Consider the following 23,575-nt stretch of genomic DNA (forward strand, 5'->3'; position numbering starts at 1 on the left):
CTGTCAACTTAAAGAGTAGTTCACGTTATTGGGGGACATTTTCATTTTGGGCTTAGGGGGACATTATCATTTTGGCGCGACAACAGAACTTATTTCTCAACTCAATCAAAAGAAAGGTGTCTTAGAAGGAAAGTCGAAAACCGTTAAAGAACGGGTAGGAGCTGAATTACAAAAAATTGAAGAAAAAAGGAGACTTGAAGAAGCAGAAAAAATAAGACTCTCTGAAGAAGCCAGAGCTCAAGAAAAAAGCTTTTCATCAGAAAATATCAGCATACCACCTCCACCTCCTCCACCCCCAGGAGAAGGATCCAGCGCGAAGCCATCTAAGAAAGAAACTGTTAGCGCAGAAAAGAGACAAGAGACCACAGTTTCTCCCCCTTCTTCAGAAGGAAAAAGCAATTTAAATATGGATGAAATTAGACAAAAAGCTAAAGAATCCCAAGAGAGACAAGAAGCACAAGCGATAAGAAATCACTTAATTAATAAGCTGATAGATTTGGTTGTAAAAGTAGGTAATAAGGATATTGAAGATATTGAAGATGACTTTGATCCAGATGAGAAACAATTATTAGATTTAATAGGGGAAGATGGATTTAAAGGCTTAAAAAAACATCTAAAGGAGGGTACCGAAAAATTATCCTCAAATAAAGAGGGGCCAAAAGACTCTATCTCTCCACAACAGCTTTTACAACAACGGTTAATGCAACGCAGGGGAGCAGTAGCTGGGGAGAAGAGTTTTTTATCCCAAATAAAGGACAACAGAAATAAAGATGAAATTAAAGGAGCAGTATCGGACTTTATCAAACAATCTGGAAAAGAGACTTCTTTATTAGAAGCTAGCAAAGACATAAAACAACGCGCGGAAGCTGAGGCCAAAAGATTAGAAGAAGAAAGGACAATAGAGGAAGCAAGGCAAAAAGAAGAAAGGGCTAAAAGAGAAGCTGAAGAAAAAAGAATAGCTGAAGAAAAAAGAGCTCTTGAAGTTAAAGAAAAATTAGCAGTAATGGGAGTAAAAGAAGGTATTGTCAATACTAATGGGGTAAAAGAAGCAGAATCTGAGAAAGATCAAGTTGTTGGTGAGGTATTTTCTAAAAAATCAAGCTTACAAAAAACCGATGATTTTCTCTCGTCTATAGATAAAGAGTTATCTGAAGAAATTAATGCCTTGCAAGAAGCAGAATCCTTACGCGTCGCAACATTGGAAACTACCGCCTCCACAAAACAAGAGGAGGTAATAAAACCGAACTCTGTAGAAGAAGCAATAAAAAAAGATGTGATACAGGAAGAAGTACAACAAATCCCTATAGAAGAAGCAATAAAAGAAAATGTAGAGCAGGAAGAAGTTCTGCAAATCCCTGTAGAAGAAGCAATAGTGGTTCAAGAAGAAGTACAACAAACCGTTATGGCAGAACCGCCAAAAGAAGCGAGCCAAGAAGATGTAATGAGGGGTAGAAGAAAAGATGCATTAAATGCTATTGGATTTGATAAGTGCCTGGAATCCATTGCAAAAAAAGCCAACTCATTGGAACAGCACGGTTTTCATAAGGCTGCTAATGAAGCAAAAACTATTCATCAAAAATTAATTAATTATAGAGAAGAGTTCATTCAGGGAAAAATGGACACGGACAATTTTAAGCGAGAATGTAAAGAAGCTATAGATTCTAAAAATACTAAAGAACTGTCCAAATCCAGAGGAATGCTTGGAGCTATCGTAAGGGCTGTACAAACAGTTGTTGACGCTATCAAAGGACATGCTTACTCAGAAACGAAGAAAACCGCTATGGAAAGAATTAAGGACATGAGAGAATCATTAGACAAAATGAGAGAATCAACAAAAGAAGAGCCTGGCAAAACGGTTGATGAGAGACCGTCTCAGACCATAGGAGGTTAAGCGCGGTTCTCTGCAAGTTTGATGTAACTAGCGAAAGAGGTGCTGAATGTCATTTGGCCTAACACGTTCTTTTCTATTGTTTACGTGATGACTTCTATTTTTCAATAATAAATTATGGCATCATTGAGCTCTATTTATTGTTCCTTGATAGGAAATCTATTTTTAAATAAGAATCAGAGTGTAGGCTAGTCTTAACTCAGCGTTAGGGATTCCAAAAGATCGTTTGTTGGGTCAAGATGACCAACCTACATGTTCTTTTTATTGATATAAAATTAGTACGCAAAGCGATTCATGGAGAAGAATATGAGCAAAAAAGCAATTGCTATAAGCATTGTCATCGTACTTTTTTTCATTGGGATAATTTGGTTTGCGTACCGTCTTAAACACGATGAAGATCAAAATTGGTTAATACTGTATGGTAACGTAGATATTCGTGATGTGACGTTATCATTTCGTGTTGCAGGACGTATTTTGTCAATGGATGTTGATGAAGGGACTCACGTTAAAAAAGGACAAGTACTGGCTAGACTGGATAAAGATACTTTTGAAGCAAACCTTCAAATGGCTAAAGCCCAATTGGAACAAGCGCTTGCTAATGAAAAAAATGCGGCGAGAACTTACCAAAGACGGGCGCAACTGGTTAGTAATGGAGCCGTGTCAAAAGCACTTTTTGATGATGCCGTTGCCCTGAAAGATGCAAGTCATGCAGAAGTTTCAGTGGCTAAGGCCAATCTTGAAAAGGCTCAAATATCACTTAATGACACTGAAATCCATGCTCCTACTCATGGGAAGATACTTACCAGAATCCAAGAACCAGGTGCTATTGTTAATACTGCAGAACCAGTTTATACCTTAGCTATTGATAATCCGGTATGGGTGCGGGCCTATATTGATGAACCTTTTTTGGGGAAAATTTATCCGGGGCAAGCGGCCTTGGTCTATACAGATTCCAACCCAGACAAGCCCTATAAGGGTCATATAGGTTTTATTTCTCCTCAAGCAGAGTTTACACCAAAAATTGTTGAAACAACCCAGTTGCGGACAGATCTCGTTTATCGAATAAAAGTAATTGTGGATCAACCGGATAATGGTTTAAGGCAGGGAATGCCAGTTACGGTTAAAATTAATTTAAAAGCGAATTCTGATAATGAGTAGTGGAGAGCCGCTTGTTCATATTAATGAGGTAACCAAATACTTTCCTGGAAATTCGGATCCTGCCCTGGACAACATTTCCGCAAAAATTTTTGGCGGGCAAATGACGGGGTTGGTTGGACCTGATGGGGCTGGGAAATCTACCTTAATGCGCCTTATCTGTAGCCTAATGTTACCTACCCATGGAAACATTACCATCGGAAATCTAAATACAGAAACAGATACAGAAAAAATTCATGCGATTACAGGATATATGCCACAAAAATTTGGTTTATATGAGGATTTAACTGTTATTGAAAACTTAAGACTATATGCAGAGCTTAGGAATGTATATGGTGAAAAGCGTAACCAGCAATTTAAAACATTACTTCAATTTACTACTCTAGAACCCTTTCAGAAACGTTTAGCAGGAAATCTCTCGGGGGGAATGAAGCAAAAATTAGGGTTAGCCTGCGCTTTAATGGGTGAGCCAAAGTTATTATTGCTCGATGAGCCTAGTGTTGGTGTCGATCCCATATCTAGAAGGGAATTATGGAGTATGGTTCAGGAATTACTTGAACAAGGCATGGGTGTCATATGGTCGACAGCTTATCTTGATGAAGCTGAAAAATGTGATCAGATACTTTTACTGAATGCCGGGAAACAAATATATCATGGGAAGCCAGGCGATTTTTTGCAAAAGGTGGAGGATCGTACTTTTCAAATCTGTGGTGTTTCCGCTTCGACTCGGCGGCAAGCGCTAATGAATGCTTTAAATACCCCACAAGTGATTGATGGTGTAATCCAAGGTAAAAACATTCGTATTGTAATTGGTAATAAAAAAATAAAACCAGATTTGGAGGCGATAAGTCATGAACCTGGAATTAGTTTTCAAGAGGTTGAGCCGCGTTTTGAAGATGCTTTTATTGATAGTTTGAAAACTAAAATCAGTGGTCATTCGCTGCTTGCCGAGCATATTGAGAAAAAGCCCCTCAGTGATAAACCTATTATCGAGGCAAGAAAACTGACAAAACGTTTTGGTGATTTTATTGCCGTTTCAAATAATGAGTTTACTATCAATAGAGGCGAAATTTTTGGTTTATTAGGACCTAACGGAGCTGGTAAATCGACAACTTTTAAAATGATGTGTGGTTTATTACAGCCTACTAAAGGGCAAGCATTTGTAATGGGGCTTGATTTGAAAACTTCCTCATCCGAAGCAAGAAGTCGCATTGGTTATATGGCGCAAAAATTCTCACTTTACAGCCATTTAGATGCTTTGCAAAACATGCGCTTTTTTTCTGGTTTATATGGTTTATCCAGTAAAAGACAAGAGGAACAAATCAATAGCATGATTGAAATTTTTGATTTAAAAAAGCATTTAAAGCAAAATTCTGGCGATCTCCCTTTGGGATTTAAACAACGTCTCGCTCTGGCCTGTGCTGTGATGCACGAACCGGATGTCCTATTTCTTGATGAGCCTACTTCAGGAGTCGATCCGTTGACACGGCGTGAGTTCTGGACTCATATTAATGGTATGGTGAATAAAGGTGTTACGGTTATGGTGACTACTCACTTTATGGATGAGGCAGAGTATTGTGATCGTATTGCGCTTATTTATAGGGGGAAAAATATTGCAACAGGAACTCCCGATGATTTAAAAGATAAAGTGAGAGGATCAGCATTACAAAATCCTACTCTGGAGGATGCTTTTGTTGAATTGATTCGCTTGGATGAGCTGAAAGAGACGGATTATACCCAGAAAAATTGATAAGTCTTTGGAGACCCTCTCCCTAGCCCTCTCCCACAAGTGGAGAGGGAATAATATTCTTTGAAGGAGAATCAAGAGAGATAATAATTAATGCTCATTAAATTCCCTCGCTTCGCAAGGTAGGAGTTTAAGAAGAGTAGGCGCGTCAAGAGAGATAATAATTAATGTTCATTAAACTCCCTCGCTTCGCAAGGGAGAAGTTTAAGGAGAGTAGACTCCAACAGAGATAATAATTAATGTTCATTAAATTCCCTCGCCCCATGGGGGAGAGGGTTAGGGAGAGGGGCGGGAGCGGATTATCAAGAAGAACATCCATAGGAGGATAATGGTTGAATATTCGTTTTCTAAAAGCCTTGGTGATTAAAGAAAGCCTGCAAATTATACGTGACCCCAGTACCATATTAATTGCCTTCGTACTTCCTTTGATTTTACTTTTTATTTTTGGATATGGAGTTAATTTGGATACTGATCGTATTAAATTTGGTCTTGTATTGGAAAATTATGATTCTACCTCCAATAGTCTTTCTCAATCTTTTAACAACTCAAGGTTTTTAGATGTACACAATTCAACAAACAGGCAGAAATTTAGTCAAGGATTAGTTAATGGAACCATTCGTGGCATGGTCGATGTCCCTCAACGCCTTACAGCCAATATTGTGAACGGCGATCCTATGCCAAGCTTGCAAACCATTGTTGATGGTTCCACTCCCCAAGTCGCCAGTTTTGCAGAAAATTATGCTTTGGGAGTTTTGCAAAACTGGCTTAATTCAGAAGCTTTTGAGCGTGGTCAAACTACAACTCGGTCTGGTATAAATATCGAACCACGATATTGGTATAATCAAGAGTTAAAAAGCAGGGCTTTTCTTATTCCGGGCTCCATTGTTATTGTAATGACTTTAATTGGCACTTTACTGACATCACTTGTGATCGCTCGTGAGTGGGAGAGAGGAACTATGGAGGCCATGATGGCTACTCCCATTTCTATTGTTGAGATTATTCTAGGCAAGCTAATACCTTATTTTGTGCTGGGTATGGGCTCTATGTTTTTATGTACTATTGTTGCAACTTTCTATTATGGCGTGCCGTTCCAAGGGAATATTTTAGCATTAACCTTGGTTTCGGCTGTTTTTCTGGTGGCTGCATTAGGGCAGGGATTATTAATTTCAACTCTTGCAAAAGACCAATTTGTGGCATCGCAATTGGCTTTGATGTCTGCTTTTTTACCCGCATTTATTCTTTCGGGATTTATTTTTGAAATTTACTCAATGCCAAAACCGATACAATGGCTTACTCATTTATTTGCAGCGCGCTATTTTGTTACCAGCCTGCAAACTTTGTTTTTAACGGGTACTATTTGGTCTCTTTTGATCCGTTGTCTTTTGGCAATTGCTTTGATTGGCTTTGTTTTCTTTTTAATTACAGCGCATAAAACTAGAAAAAGGCTAGACTGATGGCAAAATTATCTCCAACAACAAGGGTCTGGGCACTGGTAATTAAGGAAATTTTGACTTTATTTAAAGATCCCAAGGGGAGAATCGTCTTAATAGCTCCCCCGCTATTACAACTGTTTATTTTTTCCTTCGCTGCCACCATGGAAATTAAAAATATTTCTTTAGGGGTCTTTAATCAAGATTCTGGAAAACATGGTTATGAAATAGTTCAACGTTTTATTGGTTCACCAACGTTTTCAAGAGTATTTTTTATTCAAAAACAGGCTGATATTAAACCTATAATAGATAATCAAAAGGCAATGGTTATAATGACCATTCCTCAAGATTTTTCTCGTAAAATAGAAGCGAATTTACAAGCTGATATCCAATTGATTTTGGACGGCCGGCGTTCCAATGCTACACAGATTGTGAATGGCTATATCAGTAATATTGTTGAGAATTATAATCAAGAATTACAAAAAACAAGCAGGGCAACAATAACCCCTCCTACCATGATTACACGCAGTTGGTTTAATGAGAATTTACTCTATCTGTGGTTTACTGTTCCTTCCTTGGTTTGCATATTATCTATGTTGATTTCTCTTGTTGTCACTGCTTTATCTGTAGCAAGAGAAAGAGAACTTGGAACTTTTGATCAATTATTAGTATCGCCATTGACTCCTTATGAAATTCTAATAGGCAAGACCATTCCAGCTATTATTATTGGTATGGCCGAAGGGTTTTTGATGTGGGCTGCTGCTGTCTGGTTGTTTAAAGTTCCTTTTTATGGCTCGTCACTGCTTATGGTTTACCTATTATTTATCTTTATCATGTCCACAGTTGGTGTCGGCTTATTTATTTCTTCTATGTGTAAAACTCAGCAACAGGCGATTTTGGGAGTGTTCATCTATATGGTTCCTGTTGTAACACTTTCTGGCTACGCGTCGCCAGTTGAAAATATGCCAGTGTGGCTTCAGAATTTAACTTGGTTTAATCCATTAAAATTTACTTTGACAGCAGTGATAGGCATTTTTTTGAAAGGAATGCCCACTACAGAGGTTATCGCATCAACATGGCCGCTTCTATTGGTAGGGGCTGTGACATTATTTATTGCTGCCTGGTTTTTTAAGCAGCGTATGGAGTAGAGAATAATATGGACAATAATAAAATGTCATCTTGGTTGGAAAGGCGTCTGTTGGTGCTGCTATTCGGTATCTCTACATTATTAGGGTGTACCGTCGGACCAAATTATCAACGTCCAGAAATTAAAGTTGGGAATAAATGGCCGACAGGTAAGACCGAAAAAAAAGTTTCTAATGCAGCTCCAATCAATTTAAGATGGTGGCAGTCATTCCATGATCCATTACTCAATAGATATATTAATGAAGCCGCTGCAAATAATCTTGATGTCAAAGTAGCAGAGGCTCGTATCTGTCAAGCACGTGCGGTGAAGCAAATTTCTCTTGCCAATTTTTACCCCCAGATCAATGGATCAGCCAGTGCTAATTCTTTACAAATTAGTAAGGGTACTTTGGAAGGTTTTTTCCCGGAATCTCCAACAAACAATATCATCGATAGAAATCAATGGATATATAATTTGGGTTTTGATGCTCAATGGGAAATAGATATATTTGGTAAAACCAGAAGACAGGTTGAGGCGAGTAAAGCAAATCTTGAAGAGGCTTATGAAACCCGTCGAACCGTTTTATTGTCCACCATAGCCGAGATTGCAAGGAGTTATGTTGAGTTGAGGGGAGCACAACAGCTATATAATATTGCCCAAAAAAATGTGCAATTACAGAGAAAAACTCTGGATCTCGTTCGTCAACGTTATAAAGCAGGAGTTAGCAGTGAAGTCGATGTCTCTTTGGCAGAAGGTCAGTTAAAGAACACTGAATCTGTTTTACCTAATTATATTGCTCAAATGACAGTGAATGCCTATCAAATTGCAGTTATGTTAGGCAGGGAGCCACAAGCAATTCTCAATGATATTTCAAAAGTTCAACCTTTACCTAAAGTACCTAAAAAAGTTCCTATGGGTTTGCGTTCTAATATTCTGCGTCAGAGGCCAGATATTAGAGCAACAGAACGTCAATTAGCCGCTTCGGTGGCAGAAATTGGGGTAGCTGTCGCAGATTTTTTTCCGCAATTTAATCTTTCTGTTACTAATTTTGCTTTTCAGAGTACCTCTCTGGATACTTTATTTAGATCCAGCAGTGGATTTTGGATTATGGGCCCTCAAGTGAGTTTGCCAATATTTCATGGTAGTCAAATAAGGGCGAATGTTGAAAGTAAGAAAGCAGTTGCTCAACAAGCGATGATTCAATATAAAAAAGTTGTTCTTCAAGCATTGCAAGAAGCTCAAAGCGCTCTTGTTCGCTATAGTCAATCGCTTACTACGAATCAAAGCCTGCGCCAGGCAGTATTGGTTAATGGGCGGGCAGTTCAACTTGCCAAAAAACGTTTCCAACATGGTGAAGACGATTATCTCTCTTTACTGCAATCAGAAGGTGCTCTTTTGAATGCAGAAATTCAAGAGGTTAACTCCAAAGTGTCTTCATTGATTAATTTGATAAGCCTTTATAAAGCGCTTGGTGGCGGTTGGGAAAATTTTGAAGTGACTCTAAAGTCGTAGGTTGGATGGCGAAGGGTATTCAAAAATAACAAGTAGCTCATAATGGCATTAAAAACTCAAAGCTGGGCTTTTGGTTTAAGCGGTATTGATAAACAATATAAAAAGCAAAGACATTTTTTAAATAATTTCTTGTCTCTTGCCAGGGAAGAGTTTCAATCCAGATGTCTATTTCTTTCGGTGGATGATTTTTAAGCCAATACACCACTTGCCTGGGCCCAGCATTATAAGCTGCCGCAACAAGTACCGGATGATTGCTGAATCGTTTCGTTAATTGTTGCAAATAAGCAATGCCAATGTTGATATTTTTTTGAGAAAGAAATAATTGTTTGTGATCAGAATAAGGTATTTTACTCATTTTGGAGATGGCACTTGCAGTTTGAGGCATCAGTTGCATGAGTCCTTTGGCGCCGGCAGAAGATATGACATCTTCTCTAAACCCGCTTTCCTGGCGAATAATAGCAAACACCAGTTCAGGACGTATTGCGTATTTTGAAGCATAGGTTTTGATTGTGTCTTTATAAGCTAATGGAAATCTTAACAATAGTTGGTTATTGAGGGTCTCGTTGTTACTCAAGTAAACGGATTTACTATGCCATTTCAACTCAGTCGCTATCCAGTAGACTAACGCGCTGACTTCTTCTTTGGGCAGCTCACTGATAAAATCATTAAGTAGGCGAGATGCTTGCAGGATTTGCTTAGAGTGGTAAAGAGTTTTTACTTCCTCAATAATGGGTTGGTAAGGCCTCAGAACTCCTGTATTAGTAGTCGGCTTTTCATTATCGAAAGTAGGGCTTTTCCGTAAACGTTTACTCGCTAGAAAGCCATAATAATTTCTGTTTTTGGCTAGAGGTTCATAAATCACGATAGCTTCCAATTGTTTTCCTTGTTCTTCTAATGCCCGCGCCAGCCAATATTGCCAACAAGGAGTGTCTTTATTTTTGGAATTCTTGATTAATTTCTCAACATGCTTCCAATTTTTATTTTTTAATGCGAAACGTATTTGCCAATCGACTAATACGTCGTTGTAGTATTGGGGTTTGATTTTCGCAAACCATTGCTGGGCATCCTCATGATTTCTCATCGCTTTATATAAGGCAATATGCGCGAGGAAAGCTTGCTTTTGAGACTCTGTTAACATGATATTGGTTTTTTGACTTTGCCATAGACCCAGTGCTTTATTCATATTGCTGGATACTAGCTGTTTTAAGCCATAAAGATAAAAGTAATCATTTAATTGACCTGGATTCAATTTGGAAATATTAGTAGGATTCTCATAAACACTGGTTAAGTTCTTTATTTCAGTATCATGAGGTGTTTTATACTGTTTTAATAGATATCTCGCCAGGTGAAAATTACGTTTCTCAAGAGCAAGTATTATGCGTTGAGTAATGAATTTTTGATCAAAATTATCTTGTTTTAACAGAAAATCAAATAGAGTATTGCAAGCTTTAGGCCTGGACTCTCCAGTTAACCAAATTGGAATAGAACCTGTTATGGCTTCCTTATTAAGGCCCAAATTGAATTTTGCAATTTGGGCATAGCATCTGAGATTCATATCATTGGAAGGCTGGTAATAATTATTATAATTAGCCCAGTCTTTGATGCGTGCTAATTCATACAACCATTTATCTCGTAATTTGTTAGAAAGTGGGGTGGTTCCTTTTACAAACTCCAAAAATTCAGGCGAAGGGGTAATAGGAAGTTGCTCATACCATGCACGATAGGCGTTAAATCTATCCATGTAAGCTTGTCCAGATAAAGCAAACAAGTTGAAAGAACAAAACAGCCCACATAAAAAAATTAATAGCCTTTTCATGGATCCTCTTACCTATACAGCACGCTTAAATGCTTGCTAATTGTTCACGCATTAGTTGAATAGTGTCATTATAACTACTGCTATTGAATATAGCAGACCCTGCAACAAATTGGTTGGCGCCAGCGAGCGCTAAAGAAGCAATATTTTGAGTTGTGACCCCCCCATCAACGCAAAGATCTAGGGTTGGATAGGTTTGGCGAATTTTTGACAGTTTTGGCACTACTTCCGGGATAAGTTTTTGCCCCCCAAATCCCGGATTTACTGTCATCACTAAAACAAACTTCAAGTGATGGACGCACCAGGATAAAATATCGATAGGAGTTGCGGGATTAAATACTAACCCTGCTTCGCATCCTAAACTGTTAATTAACTGCAAACTCCTGTCAAGATGAATAGTCGCATCTGGATGAATGCTAATGCGTTTTGCTCCTGCTTTTGCAAAGGCTTCTATTAGTGCATCAACTGGAGTTGTCATGAGATGTACATCAATAGGCAGGTTGGGGAATTTTCTGATTAGCGCATCACAGAAAGCAGGACCAAAAGTTAAGTTGGTACATAGTGGTTGTCCATGACATCAAAGTGAATGAAATCAGCGCCGGCTTGCATAACAGAATCTACTTCTTCTCCTAACCGGTCATATCAGCCGATAGCAAAGAGGGTAAAATTTGGAATGTCATGATGTTGTTATTCAGCTATTTGTTTCACATATGATAAGCTGTCTTTCGTAAACATTCCAGCAGTAACATAGTCCACAGTATTTCTATTATATAAAAACATTTCTTGGTTCTTTGCTTTATACTTTAAATAAAATCATCTAGGGAACAGGAGTATTTTACTATGGCAAAGGATACTAAAATGCTTAATCTTGCCTTACAAGGAGGTGGTGCACATGGTGCTCTTGCTTGGGGTATTATTGATAAATTTCTCGAAGATGGACGTGTGAATTTTGATGCCATTTCCGCAACCAGCGCCGGTGCCATGAACGCTGCAGTACTTGCTCATGGGCTCGCAACAGGTGGTAACGATGGTGCACGTGAAGCCTTATATCAATTTTGGAAAAAGGTCAGTGATGCTGGAACAATATATAGTCCGTTAAAAAAAACTCCATTGGAAGAGTTATTAGGTATAGGGATTGAAAGTTCCATGTCTTATTTTGTCTTTGATCTAATGACCAAAATTTTTTCCCCCTATCAATTTAACCCTCTTAATTTTAATCCACTGAGGGATATTCTGGAGCAGCTTGTGGATTTTGAGAAAATCAGAGCATGCAAAACTATTAAAATTTTTGTTTCTGCTACCAATGTTCAAACGGGTAAAATCAGTGTTTTTGATAATAAAATAATTTCTGCAGATGCAGTTATGGCTTCCGCTTGTCTGCCTTTTATGTTTCAGGCTGTTAATATTGGGAAGGAATTCTTTTGGGACGGTGGTTATATGGGAAATCCAGCCATCTTCCCCTTAATTTACCATGCAGATTGCCAAGATATTTTAATTCTTCATATTAATCCAATTTATCGGGAGCGTGTTCCTGAGACTGCAGCTGAAATTTTAAACAGAGTTAATGAAATTAGTTTTAACTCTTCACTAATGCGTGAAATGCGAGCGATTGCTTTTGTAACTAAATTAATAGATAGTGGTTGGATTAAGGATGAGTATAAAAGTAACCTTAAGAAAATTTATATCCATGCCATCCGCGCAGATGTATCAATGCAATCTTCTACTGTTGCTAGTAAATTAAACCCAGAATGGTCTTTTATTAAAAATCTTTATGAATCAGGTCGCCAAAAAGGTGCCAAATGGCTGAAGGAAAATTTCAAGCATATTGGAAAAAAGACTAGTATTGAACTTGATGAGTACTTGTAATACTGGATTGGGGTACTGGTTCAAATCAAAATTTGAAAAGAGAAAAAAATGGAAACCAAGTGATTAAGGGAGTGTGACTAATGAACAAGAAACTTGCGGCTAATTCTTCAGAGAATCTTATCAATAATGAATTTAACATGCCAGCTCCTCGTTGGTTGAATACTTACCCTGCGGGGCCTTATCGTTTTATTAATCGTGAATTTTTTATTATCGCATACGAGACTGAACCTGATCTTTTAAAAGCTATCCTCCCTCCTGATATGGAATTATTAGAACCCATAGTGAAATTTGAGTTTATTCGTATGCCTGATTCCACTGGATTTGGTGATTATACGGAGTCAGGGCAAGTTATACCGGTTAAATATAAAGGAGAAGAGGGTGGGCTAACTATTTCAATGTTCCTTGATTGCCATGCTCCTATTGCTGGTGGTCGAGAAATATGGGGTTTCCCGAAGAAATTAGCCAAACCAAAATTGTTTGTTGAAGAAGATACGCTAATAGGTATCCTTAAATATGGAAGTATTGATATTGCTATTGCGACAATGGGGTATAAGCATCGCCCATTAGATACAGAAAAGGTTTTAGAGTCCGTAAAAAAACCTGTTTTTTTGCTTAAAAATATCCCAGATGTGGATGGAACTCCGTTAATTAATCAATTAACTAGAACTTATTTGACTGATGTCACTGTCAAGGGGGCATGGACTGGCCCAGGTAGTCTGGAGCTTCATCCTCATGCCCTGGCCCCTATTTCCAATCTTTATATCAAAAAAATTGTATCTGCTTCTCATTTTATTACTGATCTCACACTACCTTATGGGGAAGTGGTTGCCGATTATTTAGCATAAATGGGAAAGAGCAATTATCAACATGTCTTAGTTCCTTCAATGCCACCGTGTATGCCATCTTGAGTGACCTTATCTGCAGCACGGTGTATGGAAGGAGGAACTATTCTTTTTATTGATTTACAGTTCAAAAATTATCCTTTATATTGAGTATTTGTTCATTTTATGTGATAATGTTTATCACATTTTGCAACTTGTAATTTTCAAAATTGCCCCAATGTTGTAGAAATAATAACAGTCTTGCTCATGTTTTTAGGGAGTGTTTTATGAGTCAAAATTGGCCTACCAGAGAGAAAGATTTGCAAACGGCGCGAGTCATAATGGAAGAGTATGCTAATGAACGTGATAGTGATTCATTAGGTCTTTTTGAAATTGTAGTTGATCAAAATGCAAAACGCATGAATTTTCGTTTATCCGGCTGGGTAGTCATTTTGGCAAAACACTTTGCTTCATTATATGGCGCTAGCCAAGGTGATTTTGTTACAAGACAAGTAATTAGCCGGTGCCTTACTCAAGGTCAAACTTTACATTAAAACTTCAATAGACTTCTTCCATGGGGAATTGCTTTGTCGATACGGTGCTCGAATCCTCATGTACTAACGTGTACATTGCGGTTCTTTGGCTCTGTTTCTCCTCGCGCTTCTCTCACGGCAGCGAGTTTCGAAAGAAGTTTATTCAATAGCCTGAATCTTTATTTTTTAACACGCCCTAGAGACTTAGGTTGTTTCTCTAAACAGTACGATTTAAGTAGTTGTTGTGACCACTACTTAAAATCGTATTGTACAAGGAGATGGTTAATTGAAATATTGTAATAGTTTCACACTACCGCTCTTAAAGTTCCATTAAATATTTATTGTAATTTTTCCTGTATAGATCGGAGCTTTGATATTGTAACAACGCACGATTCACTGCTTCTAGCAGTTGAGGGTTTTCTTTATTTACGGCTATTCCCAATCCATAACCATATAAGAAAGGAGGACCTATTGCCTGAAGGGCTCCCGATGAGTTGGCCTCCCAATAAAGAACAGAGGGGTTATCCATAAGAATAAAATCAACTTCTTTTTCTCTTAATGCTTCTAACATTTGTTCAGTTCTGGAAAATTCGACAATCACTGGATCTATTATTCCCATATCCCGGATCTGTTGACTAAACACAGTATTTGCTTCTACACCGACTCGTTTTCCTTTTAATAGTTGTAAACTAAAAGGTTGATGCACACTAGCATCATGATAGGCCAAGAATCGGGAATAACTTAATAAATAAGGTATACTGAAATTAACCAACCTTGAACGCTCTGAAGTAATAGCCATTGCGCTGACTGCCAAGTCAATTTGTTTGTCAACAACGGCTGGGATTAATTGCTGGAATCTTAAGATTTCAAATCTACAAGTTCGTTGCATTATTTTGCATAACTCTGTCATCATATCAATATCAAAACCAAAGAGCTCGTTATTTGCTCCTCGCATTACAAAAGGAGGGTAGAATCCTCCTATCCCTACTATTAAAGGTATTTCTTGGGCGTGGAGGGAGGGAATAAAAAAAATGAAAGAGAACAATAGAGCTTTAATGAATTTCATTGGCGTCTTCACTAAAATTTTATTAGAGTTATTTTATAAGAGTATAACGAGAAACATGAGTTTTAAAGTATCAAAGATGAAATAAATCTATTAAACCTATGGTAATGTTCTGTTTTTATATTAAAAAAAGCATAATTTATGACCGACAAGAGCAATATCGACCTTTTAATTTCTACAAAATCTTGGCTTCTTGAAAAATATGTTGCGAATTTGCACCATCCCTTGAAAGACAGTGTCGAAAAACTATTGCTTGTTAGTGATTATGCTGGTCGGCAAATCGAATTATTAATTGCTCTTGTACAAAAGGACTCTTGTAATTTTTCCTTGTCAAGAGAGGATTATTTTTCTGCGATCAAACAAATAGGTATTGAGATATCTCAAGCTCAATTCATGCGTGAATTGCGTCAATTTCGACATACTCACTTTCTGAGGCTATTACTTCTTGAGAGAGCGGGCTATGCCACTACTGCTGAAATTATGAAATCTTGGTCCGATTTGGCTGATGCTATTATTCTTCATACTTTGAATTACATAAACTTTACTTTATCGAGTCGCTTTGGCGTTCCAAGAGATAAAGAAAGCAAGAAAGTCCAGCTATATGTACTTGCGATGGGAAAACTTGGAGGAAGAGAACTCAATTATTCCTCGGATATTGATCTAATTTTTGCATATAGTGAAGTAGGTCATACTGACGGCGTAGAGCAGATTACAAACCAGCAATATTTTAGCAAAATCGTACAGACATTTGTCCAATTGTTACAGCATATGACGCCAGAAGGTTTTGTATTTAGGGTAGATCTTAGATTACGACCTAACGGTGATAGTGGTCCCCTGGTTTCAAGTTTTGCTGCAATGGAAACTTACTATCAAGAGCAGGGACGTGATTGGGAGCGTTACGCTATGGTTAAAGCACGGATTATTGCTGAATCAGTCGATGAATCCTTTTCATGGTTCGACCGCCTAATTATTCCTTTTGTCTATAGGAGATATGTTGATTTTGGGGTGATAGAGTCTTTACGCGGAATGAAAGCAATGATAGAGCGTGAGGTTCAGATTAACCCCCAATTAAACGATATTAAACGCGGAAGAGGCGGAATTAGGGAAATTGAGTTTATTATCCAGAATATTCAATTAATTCGTGGCGGACGATTGCCACAGTTGCAAGTACAAAATGCGTTGTCAGCGCTAGCAGTGATAAAACAAGAAAAACTATTACCCAGATGTGATGTTTTAAAACAAGCTTATCTCTTTTTAAGAAAACTGGAAAATATTCTTCAGAGTTTGAATGATCAGCAAACGCATTCAATACCCACAGATCCAGTAAAACAAATCCAGACGGTGTGGGCAATGGGATTTTCCAATTGGCAAGAATTTATAGATAAGTTACAACAATATCAAAGAATTGTAAGCAACTTCTTTCATTCTATTCTAGGCAAAGTAGATGATTATGAAGATGAAAAGAGATTATTGACTAATCAATTATCCAGTATTTGGCAAGGCCATGTTGAAAGCAATATGGCAATTAATTTACTGACAAGTTTAGGATATGAAAATTCTCCTCATTGCTATCAGATGATTCATGCGTTTAGACATGGGCCGCGATGCAGAAGATTGCCGCAAGGAGCACGCATTCGCCTTGATCGCTTTATGGTTTTATTGCTTTCAGAATTGGCTCATTGCCCTAAAACAGATGAGGTTTTATTACAAGTAATTCATCTGCTTGAAAATATTGTAGGACGGAGCGCTTATCTCGCTTTGCTTACTGAAAATCCTCATGCATTAAAAGAATTACTGTTTTGGTTTGTTAATAGTCCCTTTATTTCCTCCTTGTTTGTTAGCCAGCCTTTTTTATTAGAAATATTGTTAGATCAGGAAAAAGAATGGCGGCCTAATTCTTTATCTCAGTTGGAGCAAATGATAACTGAAAAACTAAAGCATGCTCATGATTTGGAATTACAGGAAGAAATGCTCCGTCAGTTTAAATTAATAAATTGGATGATGGCCGCCAGAGCTGAGTTGTACGGATTATGTGATGCTGTCCGAATTGGGAAATTTTTGTCTGATGTGGCACAAGTTATTGTTAATCAAGTTTTAATTATTGCCAGCGAGCAATTAGGTGTGCGTTATCCTGAAATGGCCCAGATTAAATCATGTTTTGCCATTATTGGCTATGGGAAACTAGGCAGTAGAGAGATGAATTATACTTCTGATCTGGATTTGGTATTTTTACATACTGCGAAATCCTCTGAAGAAGCGTTAGTGACACGACTAACTCAAAAAATATTGCATATGCTAACTACCCGTACTCAAATGGGAGTTTTATATCATGTTGATACGAGATTGAGGCCTTCTGGAGCGGCAGGATTATTAGTAAGTCATCTTGATGCTTTCGTAGAATATCAAAAAACACAAGCCTGGACTTGGGAGCATCAAGCATTATTAAAAGCTCGAATATTATCTGGAAATTCGAGGATAAAAAGTCGATTCTCTCAATTGAAAAAAACGGTATTACAACAACCGAGAAATAGTAAACTATTACAACAGGAGGTATTGGCTATGCGGGCTAAAATAGACCAATACCAAGAGTTGGATGAAGTAAAGCTTTCACGAGGCGGGTTATTGGATTTGGAATTTTTAGTGCAATTCCTTGTATTAAATTTAGGGGATCCAGAATTTTCTCGCTATACCAATACATTAAGTCAACTTCAGCATTTGTTTCTTTCACGAGTGTTAACAAAGTCTCAGTTTGTAACGTTAAAGAAAGCGTATCAGTATTTTCACCATGTAATGCATCAGAAAATTGTGAGGTCTAATGAATTTAATGGTGAAAAAATGATGAACAAGGTTAATGAAATTTGTAAAATTCTTTACCGATATTAGGATTTATCGAGAATTTGTCGAAACCACCTAGCAAGAAGTAATTGCTCACGCAATGGTGTCAACTTGATATATTATTTAACAAACATTCTGCTTGGGTTTTCTTACTTTGCCCCGACTAACAATTCAATTGGGGCATCTCTTAACTTTTGCTCGTGAAATCTGTAGGTCAGGATAACCCAACCTTGCTCTTCAGACCAAAGAAGCATATAAATCGTAATCATCGCTATCAGTTATAACAACCTCAGTGAAATCGCCAATAGAAATCTCAGTTGATTTGGGTAAATAGACTAGCCATCGATCTCGGGGGCATCACCTTTACTGCGAGCAATCATGTGCTCTTCTGTCATTTCATCAATTAAAACAGTTTGCGTATTGCCAATTTTATTTTTTAATTTCTTACGGCTGATTTCTGCTTGTACCTGCATGAAGCGGTGATACCGTTCTTCTTTAATTTCCTCAGGAACAGGATCAGACAACTCGTTGGCTTTCGCTCCTTCAACAGGTGAGTATTTAAAACAACCTACTCTATCGAGTTGAGCTTCTTCTAGAAAGTCTAATAACTCGACAAACTCTTCTTCTGTTTCCCCGGGAAAGCCTACAATGAATGTTGAGCGTAGCGTGATGTCTGGGCAGATTTCTCGCCACGAAGCGATGCGTAATAATGTGTTTTCGCTGCTGGCAGGTCTTTTCATCGCTTTTAAGATGCGCGAATTCGCATGTTGCAATGGAATATCCAGATAGGGCAAAATCAGGCCATCACGCATTAAAGGGATAATGTCATCGACATGAGGATAAGGATAGACGTAATGAAGCCTGACCCAAATTCCTAATTCCCCCAATTGTTCACAGAGGTTGTAAAAACGGGTGCTTACTGTTTTTCCTTGCCACTCAGTTGGTTGATACCGTGTATCAATACCATAGGCACTAGTATCCTGCGAGATAACCAACAGCTCTTTCACCCCAGCTTGTTTTAATTTTTTAGCTTCGGCAAGAACTTGAGTCATTGGATAGCTTTGCAGTTTTCCTCTCATAGTAGGAATAATGCAGAAAGTACATTTTTGATTACACCCTTCTGATATTTTTAAATAAGCATAATGACGAGGTGTTAGTTTTATGCCTTGTGGGGGTATGAGTTGTGTAAATGGATCTTTAGGTGGAGGTAGAAATTGATGCACCGCACGGACTACTTCTTCATAGGCATGGGCGCCACTAATATGCAGTACATCGGGGCAGGCATTTTTTATTATTTCTGCTTTGGCACCTAGACACCCTGTCACAATAACCTGTCCATTTTCAGCCATAGCTTCTTTAATGGTATCAAGCGATTCTTTAACAGCGCTATCAATAAAGCCACATGTATTAATTACTACGACCCCGGCGTCTTGATAGGTGGGGACCAGTTCATAACCTTGTGCTTTAAGTTGGGTAATGATTCGTTCAGAATCAACCAATGCCTTGGGGCATCCTAAACTTACAAATCCTACTTTATGGTTCATAAAATTCTATCTGTAAAAAAAGTGAACGAATTATACTGCCTAATGGGCTTGATTGTCGACTGGTTTTATTAAAAGAATCAAGCGGGAGTATGAGCTCCCTGTATTACTGAGCTAATACGAGCCACAGGTTACCATACCTGGATTAGAAGAAGTTCCTAATCGGGGTTTTCTGTTCATTGACTAATCCAAACCTATATTGTTTATCGTGCTCATGAATTCATCTGCATTAAGCTCGCCGACTCTTTTGAGATGATTGAGCTCCTCACCTTGAGTATTAAAAAATATAAAGGTGGGTGGTGCTACTACCTGAAAATGCTGCATCAATTCTTTATCGTTTTTGTTATTGGCAGTGACATCAATCTTTATGACTACAAAATGACTTAATGCTTTTTGTACACGAGGATCTTTGAATGTAGTCTTTTCCATGACTTTGCATGAAGCACACCAATCAGCATAAAAGTCAAGCATAATGGGTTTCCCATGAGCTTGTTTTAAAGCAAGTTCGACCGTTTTAACGGTTTGCTCTTTAGTAGTTTCTAAAGCAGGACTTATGGGGGAGGCTGCTTGTAAATTAGAAAGAGGTTGTAAAGGATTAGATGATCCCATGCTTGCTCCAATGAGAATTAACAGTCCATAAGTTAATAAAATAATTCCCACGCCTTGATAAAGTTTTTCTTGATTGCTATTGGCATGAGTCAATGCACCAGCATAAATGCCTGAAAAAATAAGTAAGCAGGCCCAAAGTACCATTGTTAAACTATCTGGTAAAATACGTGCCATTAAATAAATAGCCACTGCAATAAGCAGTATGCCAAAAAAAGCTTTTACTCCATTCATCCAGCTGCCAGTCTTAGGTAATAGTTTGCCAGCAGAAGTCCCTATCAGCAGCAATGGAGTGCCCATGCCAAGACTTAATATAAATAGAGTGAGACTTCCTAATAAAATGTTTCCAGTTTGTGCTATATAAGTCAAAACGCCGATTAATGGCGCGGTAACACAAGGAGATAAAATCAGGGTAGATAAACATCCCATAATTGCAGCGCCCAAATAGTGGCCTCCTCGTTGCTCGTGCTCACGACTTGAACCAATGATTTTACTTTGCCATGCTTCTGGTAATTTAAATTCATAAAAGCCAAACATTGACAAGGCCAGCAAAATGAAAATCAAACTAAATAGGCTGATAGCCCAAGGGGATTGCATACTAATTTGTAAATTTGCTCCAAGTAAGGCAACTACTGCTCCAACTATCGCATAAGTTACCGACATACTAAGTACATAACTTAATGAAAGGAAAAAGGCTTTTTTTGTTGTTGCGCTTTTTCCATGACCTACAATGATTCCAGATAACACGGGAACCATAGGCAGAACGCAAGGAGTAAAAGATAAAAGCAAACCAAACCCATAGAAGATCAGCAAGATCATTACCCAGTTATGATCTTCAAAAATATGAGCTATATTTTTTTCTGGCTCATCAATAATAGTAGTAGTTGGTTCTGAAATGGTTTCCGGAATATTTATGGTTTCCAAATCAGCTTGTGAAAGCGCTAATTTGTCATTGATAGTTAGTTTGATTTTCCTTTCTTCAGGGGGGTAACAAAAGCCATCATCAGCACATCCTTGAAAACGTAAATTGACTATTGTTTCCCCTGGGGCATTGCCAAGTACCCCTACTGGAAGGGTTAATTGATTCCGGTATATGGTAAATGTTTGGCCTTGTTTATTAGTTTTGGTTAAAGGAGTGGGGAAGCGAAGATTTCCTAACTGAACAATATTATCAGACGATGTACTTAATTTTATGCGATCACTATATAAGAAATAGTTAGGCGTGATATCCCAGTGAATTGCGAAAGTATTAGGATCTATTTTTTTGACCTCTACCTTGAATACTTCCGATGCTGGTAAAGGTTCAGCATGCGCAATAGGAGTAAAAAGAGGGATAAAAAATAATGTTAATAACAAAAACCATTTTTTCATTCATTGCCTTTATGTAAAACTAATGTTGATCGATCAATATACTTAAAATACTTCAAAATGCTAGATTTTAGTGTTTCTTGGATATATTGTAGACCCTTTAACCATAAATCCAAAATTTTTTTTAATTTTACCCTTGAAAGTTTATTTCTTATCCCCATATGCGTGTCATCGGTATTGTTTGCCTGAAGAAGGGAGGCAGTACTTAGGGGGGGATTTCTCTAGTGAAATACCAAAGCCCCAAATGGTTCATAGTTTAATTTAATCAGGAGAGAAAGTATGAAAATTCGTCCTTTACACGATCGAGTTGTTGTTCGTCGTATGGAAGAAGAGCGTACCACAGCTGGTGGTATTGTTATTCCAGACAGCGCTACTGAAAAACCGATGCGTGGCGAGATCATTGCAGTAGGTGCTGGTAAAGTGTTGGAAAACGGTGATGTTCGCGCTTTAGCTGTAAAAGTGGGTGATGTGGTGTTGTTTGGTAAATATTCTGGCACTGAAGTTAAAATTGATGGCAAAGAATTAGTTGTGATGCGCGAAGACGACATCATGGGTGTAATTGAGAAGTAATCTAATTGTTTAAAGGAGACAATGATAATGGCTAAAGAATTACGTTTTGGTGACGACGCTCGCCTACAAATGCTTGCTGGTGTTAATGCATTGGCAGATGCAGTTCAAGTAACTATGGGTCCTCGTGGCCGTAACGTCGTATTGGAAAAGTCTTATGGTGCTCCTACTGTAACCAAAGACGGCGTGTCTGTTGCCAAAGAAATTGAATTTGAGCATCGCTTCATGAACATGGGCGCTCAAATGGTTAAAGAAGTTGCTTCTAAAACTTCTGACACTGCTGGTGATGGTACTACTACTGCTACTGTATTGGCTCGTTCTATCCTTGTTGAAGGTCATAAAGCAGTTGCTGCTGGTATGAATCCAATGGATCTCAAACGCGGTATTGATAAAGCAGTATTAGCTGTTACCAAGAAGTTGCAAGCAATGTCTAAGCCATGCAAAGACAGCAAGGCTATTGCTCAAGTTGGAACCATTTCTGCTAATTCCGACGAAGCAATTGGTTCTATTATTGCTGAAGCAATGGAAAAAGTTGGCAAAGAGGGTGTTATTACTGTTGAAGATGGTAATGGATTGGAAAATGAACTCTCTGTTGTTGAAGGTATGCAATTCGATCGCGGTTATATTTCTCCATACTTCATCAACAACCAACAAAACATGAGCTGTGAGCTTGAACATCCATTCATTTTATTGGTTGATAAAAAAGTTTCCAGCATTCGTGAAATGTTGTCAGTATTGGAAGGTGTTGCTAAATCAGGACGTCCATTGTTGATCATTGCAGAAGATGTTGAAGGTGAAGCCTTAGCTACCCTAGTTGTTAACAACATGCGCGGTATCGTGAAAGTATGTGCTGTTAAAGCGCCTGGTTTTGGTGATCGTCGTAAAGCGATGTTACAAGACATTGCTATTTTAACCAAAGGCCAAGTGATTTCCGAAGAAATCGGCAAAAGCTTAGAATCAGCTACTTTAGAAGATCTTGGTGCTGCTAAGCGAATTGTTGTTACTAAAGAAAACACCACCATTATTGATGGTGAAGGTAAGGCAACCGAAATTAATGCTCGTATTGCTCAAATTCGTGCACAAATGGAAGAAACTACTTCTGATTACGACAGAGAAAAATTACAAGAGCGTGTTGCTAAATTAGCTGGTGGTGTTGCTGTCATCAAAGTTGGTGCTGCTACTGAAGTTGAGATGAAAGAGAAGAAAGCACGTGTTGAAGATGCTCTTCACGCTACTCGCGCTGCAGTAGAAGAAGGTATCGTTGCTGGTGGTGGTGTTGCCTTGATTCGTGCTCAGAAAGCATTAGATTCACTAAAAGGCGATAACGACGATCAAAACATGGGTATCAATATTTTACGTCGTGCTATCGAATCTCCAATGCGCCAGATCGTAACTAACGCAGGATATGAAGCTTCTGTTATCGTTAACAAAGTGGCTGAACACAAAGATAACTTTGGTTTTAATGCTGCTACTGGTGAGTATGGTGATATGGTTGAGATGGGTATTCTTGATCCAACTAAAGTAACTCGTATGGCCTTACAAAATGCTGCTTCTGTAGCCAGCTTGATGTTGACTACTGAATGTATGGTTGCTGACCTACCCAAGAAAGATGAAGGTGTAGGTGCCGGTGATATGGGCGGCATGGGTGGAATGGGTGGCATGGGTGGAATGATGTAATTCTCCCCTGTTGTCCAATAAAAAACC

15 protein-coding genes and 2 pseudogenes are annotated in these 23,575 nt (G+C 38.2%); 12 read left to right on the forward strand and 5 right to left on the reverse strand.

Going from position 1 to position 23,575, the window contains the following annotated elements; all coding sequences use genetic code 11:
* Window positions 1-46 precede the first annotated feature (46 nt).
* The 6 genes from OK13_RS10350 to OK13_RS10375 all read left to right on the forward strand — a co-directional run bounded on the left by OK13_RS10350 (window position 47) and on the right by OK13_RS10375 (window position 8,858).
* The gene (locus OK13_RS10350; protein ID WP_152571668.1) at window positions 47-1,891 is read left to right on the forward strand and encodes a hypothetical protein; all 1,845 of its coding nucleotides are present in this window, start codon (window positions 47-49) and stop codon (window positions 1,889-1,891) included.
* 303 nt (window positions 1,892-2,194) lie between these two features.
* A complete protein-coding gene (locus tag OK13_RS10355) occupies window positions 2,195-3,046 on the forward strand; it encodes an efflux RND transporter periplasmic adaptor subunit (protein WP_035890688.1) in 852 nt (283 codons plus the stop codon).
* Window positions 3,039-4,793, forward strand: coding sequence for an ATP-binding cassette domain-containing protein (locus OK13_RS10360; RefSeq protein ID WP_035890689.1), 1,755 nt, complete (start codon window positions 3,039-3,041; stop codon window positions 4,791-4,793). Before OK13_RS10355 ends, OK13_RS10360 begins: the two co-directional genes overlap by 8 nt.
* 329 nt (window positions 4,794-5,122) lie before the next feature.
* Window positions 5,123-6,244, forward strand: coding sequence for an ABC transporter permease (locus OK13_RS10365; RefSeq protein WP_035890690.1), 1,122 nt, complete (start codon window positions 5,123-5,125; stop codon window positions 6,242-6,244).
* Window positions 6,244-7,368 (forward strand): ABC transporter permease, encoded by a 1,125-nt coding sequence (locus tag OK13_RS10370; RefSeq protein WP_035890691.1) that lies wholly within the window; start codon window positions 6,244-6,246, stop codon window positions 7,366-7,368. Before OK13_RS10365 ends, OK13_RS10370 begins: the two co-directional genes overlap by 1 nt.
* Before the next feature lie 8 nt (window positions 7,369-7,376).
* Window positions 7,377-8,858 carry an efflux transporter outer membrane subunit gene (locus tag OK13_RS10375; RefSeq protein ID WP_241480518.1) on the forward strand — a complete coding sequence of 494 codons (1,482 nt, stop codon included), beginning with the start codon at window positions 7,377-7,379 and terminating at the stop codon, window positions 8,856-8,858.
* Window positions 8,859-8,895: 37 nt separating this feature from the next.
* Here the strand turns inward: OK13_RS10375 and OK13_RS10380 are convergent, their stop codons facing one another.
* Together OK13_RS10380 and rpe are read right to left on the reverse strand one after the other, a co-directional pair.
* A complete protein-coding gene (locus tag OK13_RS10380; protein WP_035890692.1) occupies window positions 8,896-10,674 on the reverse strand; it encodes a transglycosylase SLT domain-containing protein in 1,779 nt (592 codons plus the stop codon).
* A gap of 25 nt (window positions 10,675-10,699) precedes the next feature.
* Window positions 10,700-11,351, reverse strand: a pseudogene (gene rpe, locus OK13_RS10385) (ribulose-phosphate 3-epimerase).
* A gap of 160 nt (window positions 11,352-11,511) precedes the next feature.
* Between rpe and OK13_RS10390 the strand changes: the two are divergent.
* The 3 genes from OK13_RS10390 (at window position 11,512) to OK13_RS10400 (ending at window position 13,912) form a co-directional block, all read left to right on the forward strand.
* Complete coding sequence (locus OK13_RS10390; RefSeq protein ID WP_035890693.1) at window positions 11,512-12,537, forward strand: patatin-like phospholipase family protein; 1,026 nt, start codon at window positions 11,512-11,514, stop codon at window positions 12,535-12,537.
* A gap of 80 nt (window positions 12,538-12,617) precedes the next feature.
* A complete protein-coding gene (locus OK13_RS10395) occupies window positions 12,618-13,382 on the forward strand; it encodes an acetoacetate decarboxylase (RefSeq protein ID WP_035890694.1) in 765 nt (254 codons plus the stop codon).
* Window positions 13,383-13,645: 263 nt separating this feature from the next.
* Window positions 13,646-13,912, forward strand: a complete 267-nt coding sequence (locus OK13_RS10400; RefSeq protein ID WP_035890695.1) for a hypothetical protein — start codon at window positions 13,646-13,648, stop codon at window positions 13,910-13,912.
* Between the two features lie 298 nt (window positions 13,913-14,210).
* On the opposite strand, the gene OK13_RS10405 is transcribed toward OK13_RS10400, so the two are convergent.
* Window positions 14,211-14,957 (reverse strand): transporter substrate-binding domain-containing protein, encoded by a 747-nt coding sequence (locus OK13_RS10405; RefSeq protein WP_035890696.1) that lies wholly within the window; start codon window positions 14,955-14,957, stop codon window positions 14,211-14,213.
* A gap of 138 nt (window positions 14,958-15,095) precedes the next feature.
* Between OK13_RS10405 and glnE the strand changes: the two genes are divergently transcribed.
* The gene (gene glnE, locus OK13_RS10410) at window positions 15,096-17,837 is read left to right on the forward strand and encodes a bifunctional [glutamate--ammonia ligase]-adenylyl-L-tyrosine phosphorylase/[glutamate--ammonia-ligase] adenylyltransferase (RefSeq protein ID WP_035890697.1); all 2,742 of its coding nucleotides are present in this window, start codon (window positions 15,096-15,098) and stop codon (window positions 17,835-17,837) included.
* Between the two features lie 189 nt (window positions 17,838-18,026).
* Here the strand turns inward: glnE and rimO are convergent.
* Window positions 18,027-19,333, reverse strand: a pseudogene (gene rimO, locus OK13_RS10415) (30S ribosomal protein S12 methylthiotransferase RimO).
* Between the two features lie 180 nt (window positions 19,334-19,513).
* Window positions 19,514-21,307, reverse strand: coding sequence for a protein-disulfide reductase DsbD (gene dsbD / locus OK13_RS10420; protein WP_035890698.1), 1,794 nt, complete (start codon window positions 21,305-21,307; stop codon window positions 19,514-19,516).
* A 276-nt stretch (window positions 21,308-21,583) separates the two neighbouring features.
* Between dsbD and groES the strand changes: the two genes are divergently transcribed.
* Both groES and groL read left to right on the forward strand, forming a co-directional pair.
* Window positions 21,584-21,874, forward strand: coding sequence for a co-chaperone GroES (groES, locus tag OK13_RS10425; protein WP_035890699.1), 291 nt, complete (start codon window positions 21,584-21,586; stop codon window positions 21,872-21,874).
* 24 nt (window positions 21,875-21,898) lie between these two features.
* The gene (groL, locus tag OK13_RS10430; RefSeq protein WP_206538901.1) at window positions 21,899-23,548 is read left to right on the forward strand and encodes a chaperonin GroEL; all 1,650 of its coding nucleotides are present in this window, start codon (window positions 21,899-21,901) and stop codon (window positions 23,546-23,548) included.
* Window positions 23,549-23,575: the final 27 nt, after the last annotated feature.

Origin of the sequence: Legionella norrlandica (assembly GCF_000770585.1) — a bacterium.
Lineage (GTDB): Bacteria > Pseudomonadota > Gammaproteobacteria > Legionellales > Legionellaceae > Legionella > Legionella norrlandica.

Excerpts from the sequence above, each read along its gene's own strand:
- OK13_RS10355 (WP_035890688.1), top strand. The coding sequence starts at position 2,195 with ATGAGCAAAAAAGCAATTGCTATAAGCATTGTCATCGTACTTTTTTTC.
- OK13_RS10360 (WP_035890689.1), top strand. The coding sequence starts at position 3,039 with ATGAGTAGTGGAGAGCCGCTTGTTCATATTAATGAGGTAACCAAATAC.
- OK13_RS10370 (WP_035890691.1), top strand. The coding sequence starts at position 6,244 with ATGGCAAAATTATCTCCAACAACAAGGGTCTGGGCACTGGTAATTAAG.
- OK13_RS10375 (WP_241480518.1), top strand. The coding sequence starts at position 7,377 with ATGGACAATAATAAAATGTCATCTTGGTTGGAAAGGCGTCTGTTGGTG.
- OK13_RS10380 (WP_035890692.1), bottom strand. The coding sequence starts at position 10,674 with ATGAAAAGGCTATTAATTTTTTTATGTGGGCTGTTTTGTTCTTTCAAC.
- OK13_RS10390 (WP_035890693.1), top strand. The coding sequence starts at position 11,512 with ATGGCAAAGGATACTAAAATGCTTAATCTTGCCTTACAAGGAGGTGGT.
- OK13_RS10395 (WP_035890694.1), top strand. The coding sequence starts at position 12,618 with ATGAACAAGAAACTTGCGGCTAATTCTTCAGAGAATCTTATCAATAAT.
- OK13_RS10400 (WP_035890695.1), top strand. The coding sequence starts at position 13,646 with ATGAGTCAAAATTGGCCTACCAGAGAGAAAGATTTGCAAACGGCGCGA.
- OK13_RS10405 (WP_035890696.1), bottom strand. The coding sequence starts at position 14,957 with ATGAAATTCATTAAAGCTCTATTGTTCTCTTTCATTTTTTTTATTCCC.
- glnE (WP_035890697.1), top strand. The coding sequence starts at position 15,096 with ATGACCGACAAGAGCAATATCGACCTTTTAATTTCTACAAAATCTTGG.
- dsbD (WP_035890698.1), bottom strand. The coding sequence starts at position 21,307 with ATGAAAAAATGGTTTTTGTTATTAACATTATTTTTTATCCCTCTTTTT.
- groES (WP_035890699.1), top strand. The coding sequence starts at position 21,584 with ATGAAAATTCGTCCTTTACACGATCGAGTTGTTGTTCGTCGTATGGAA.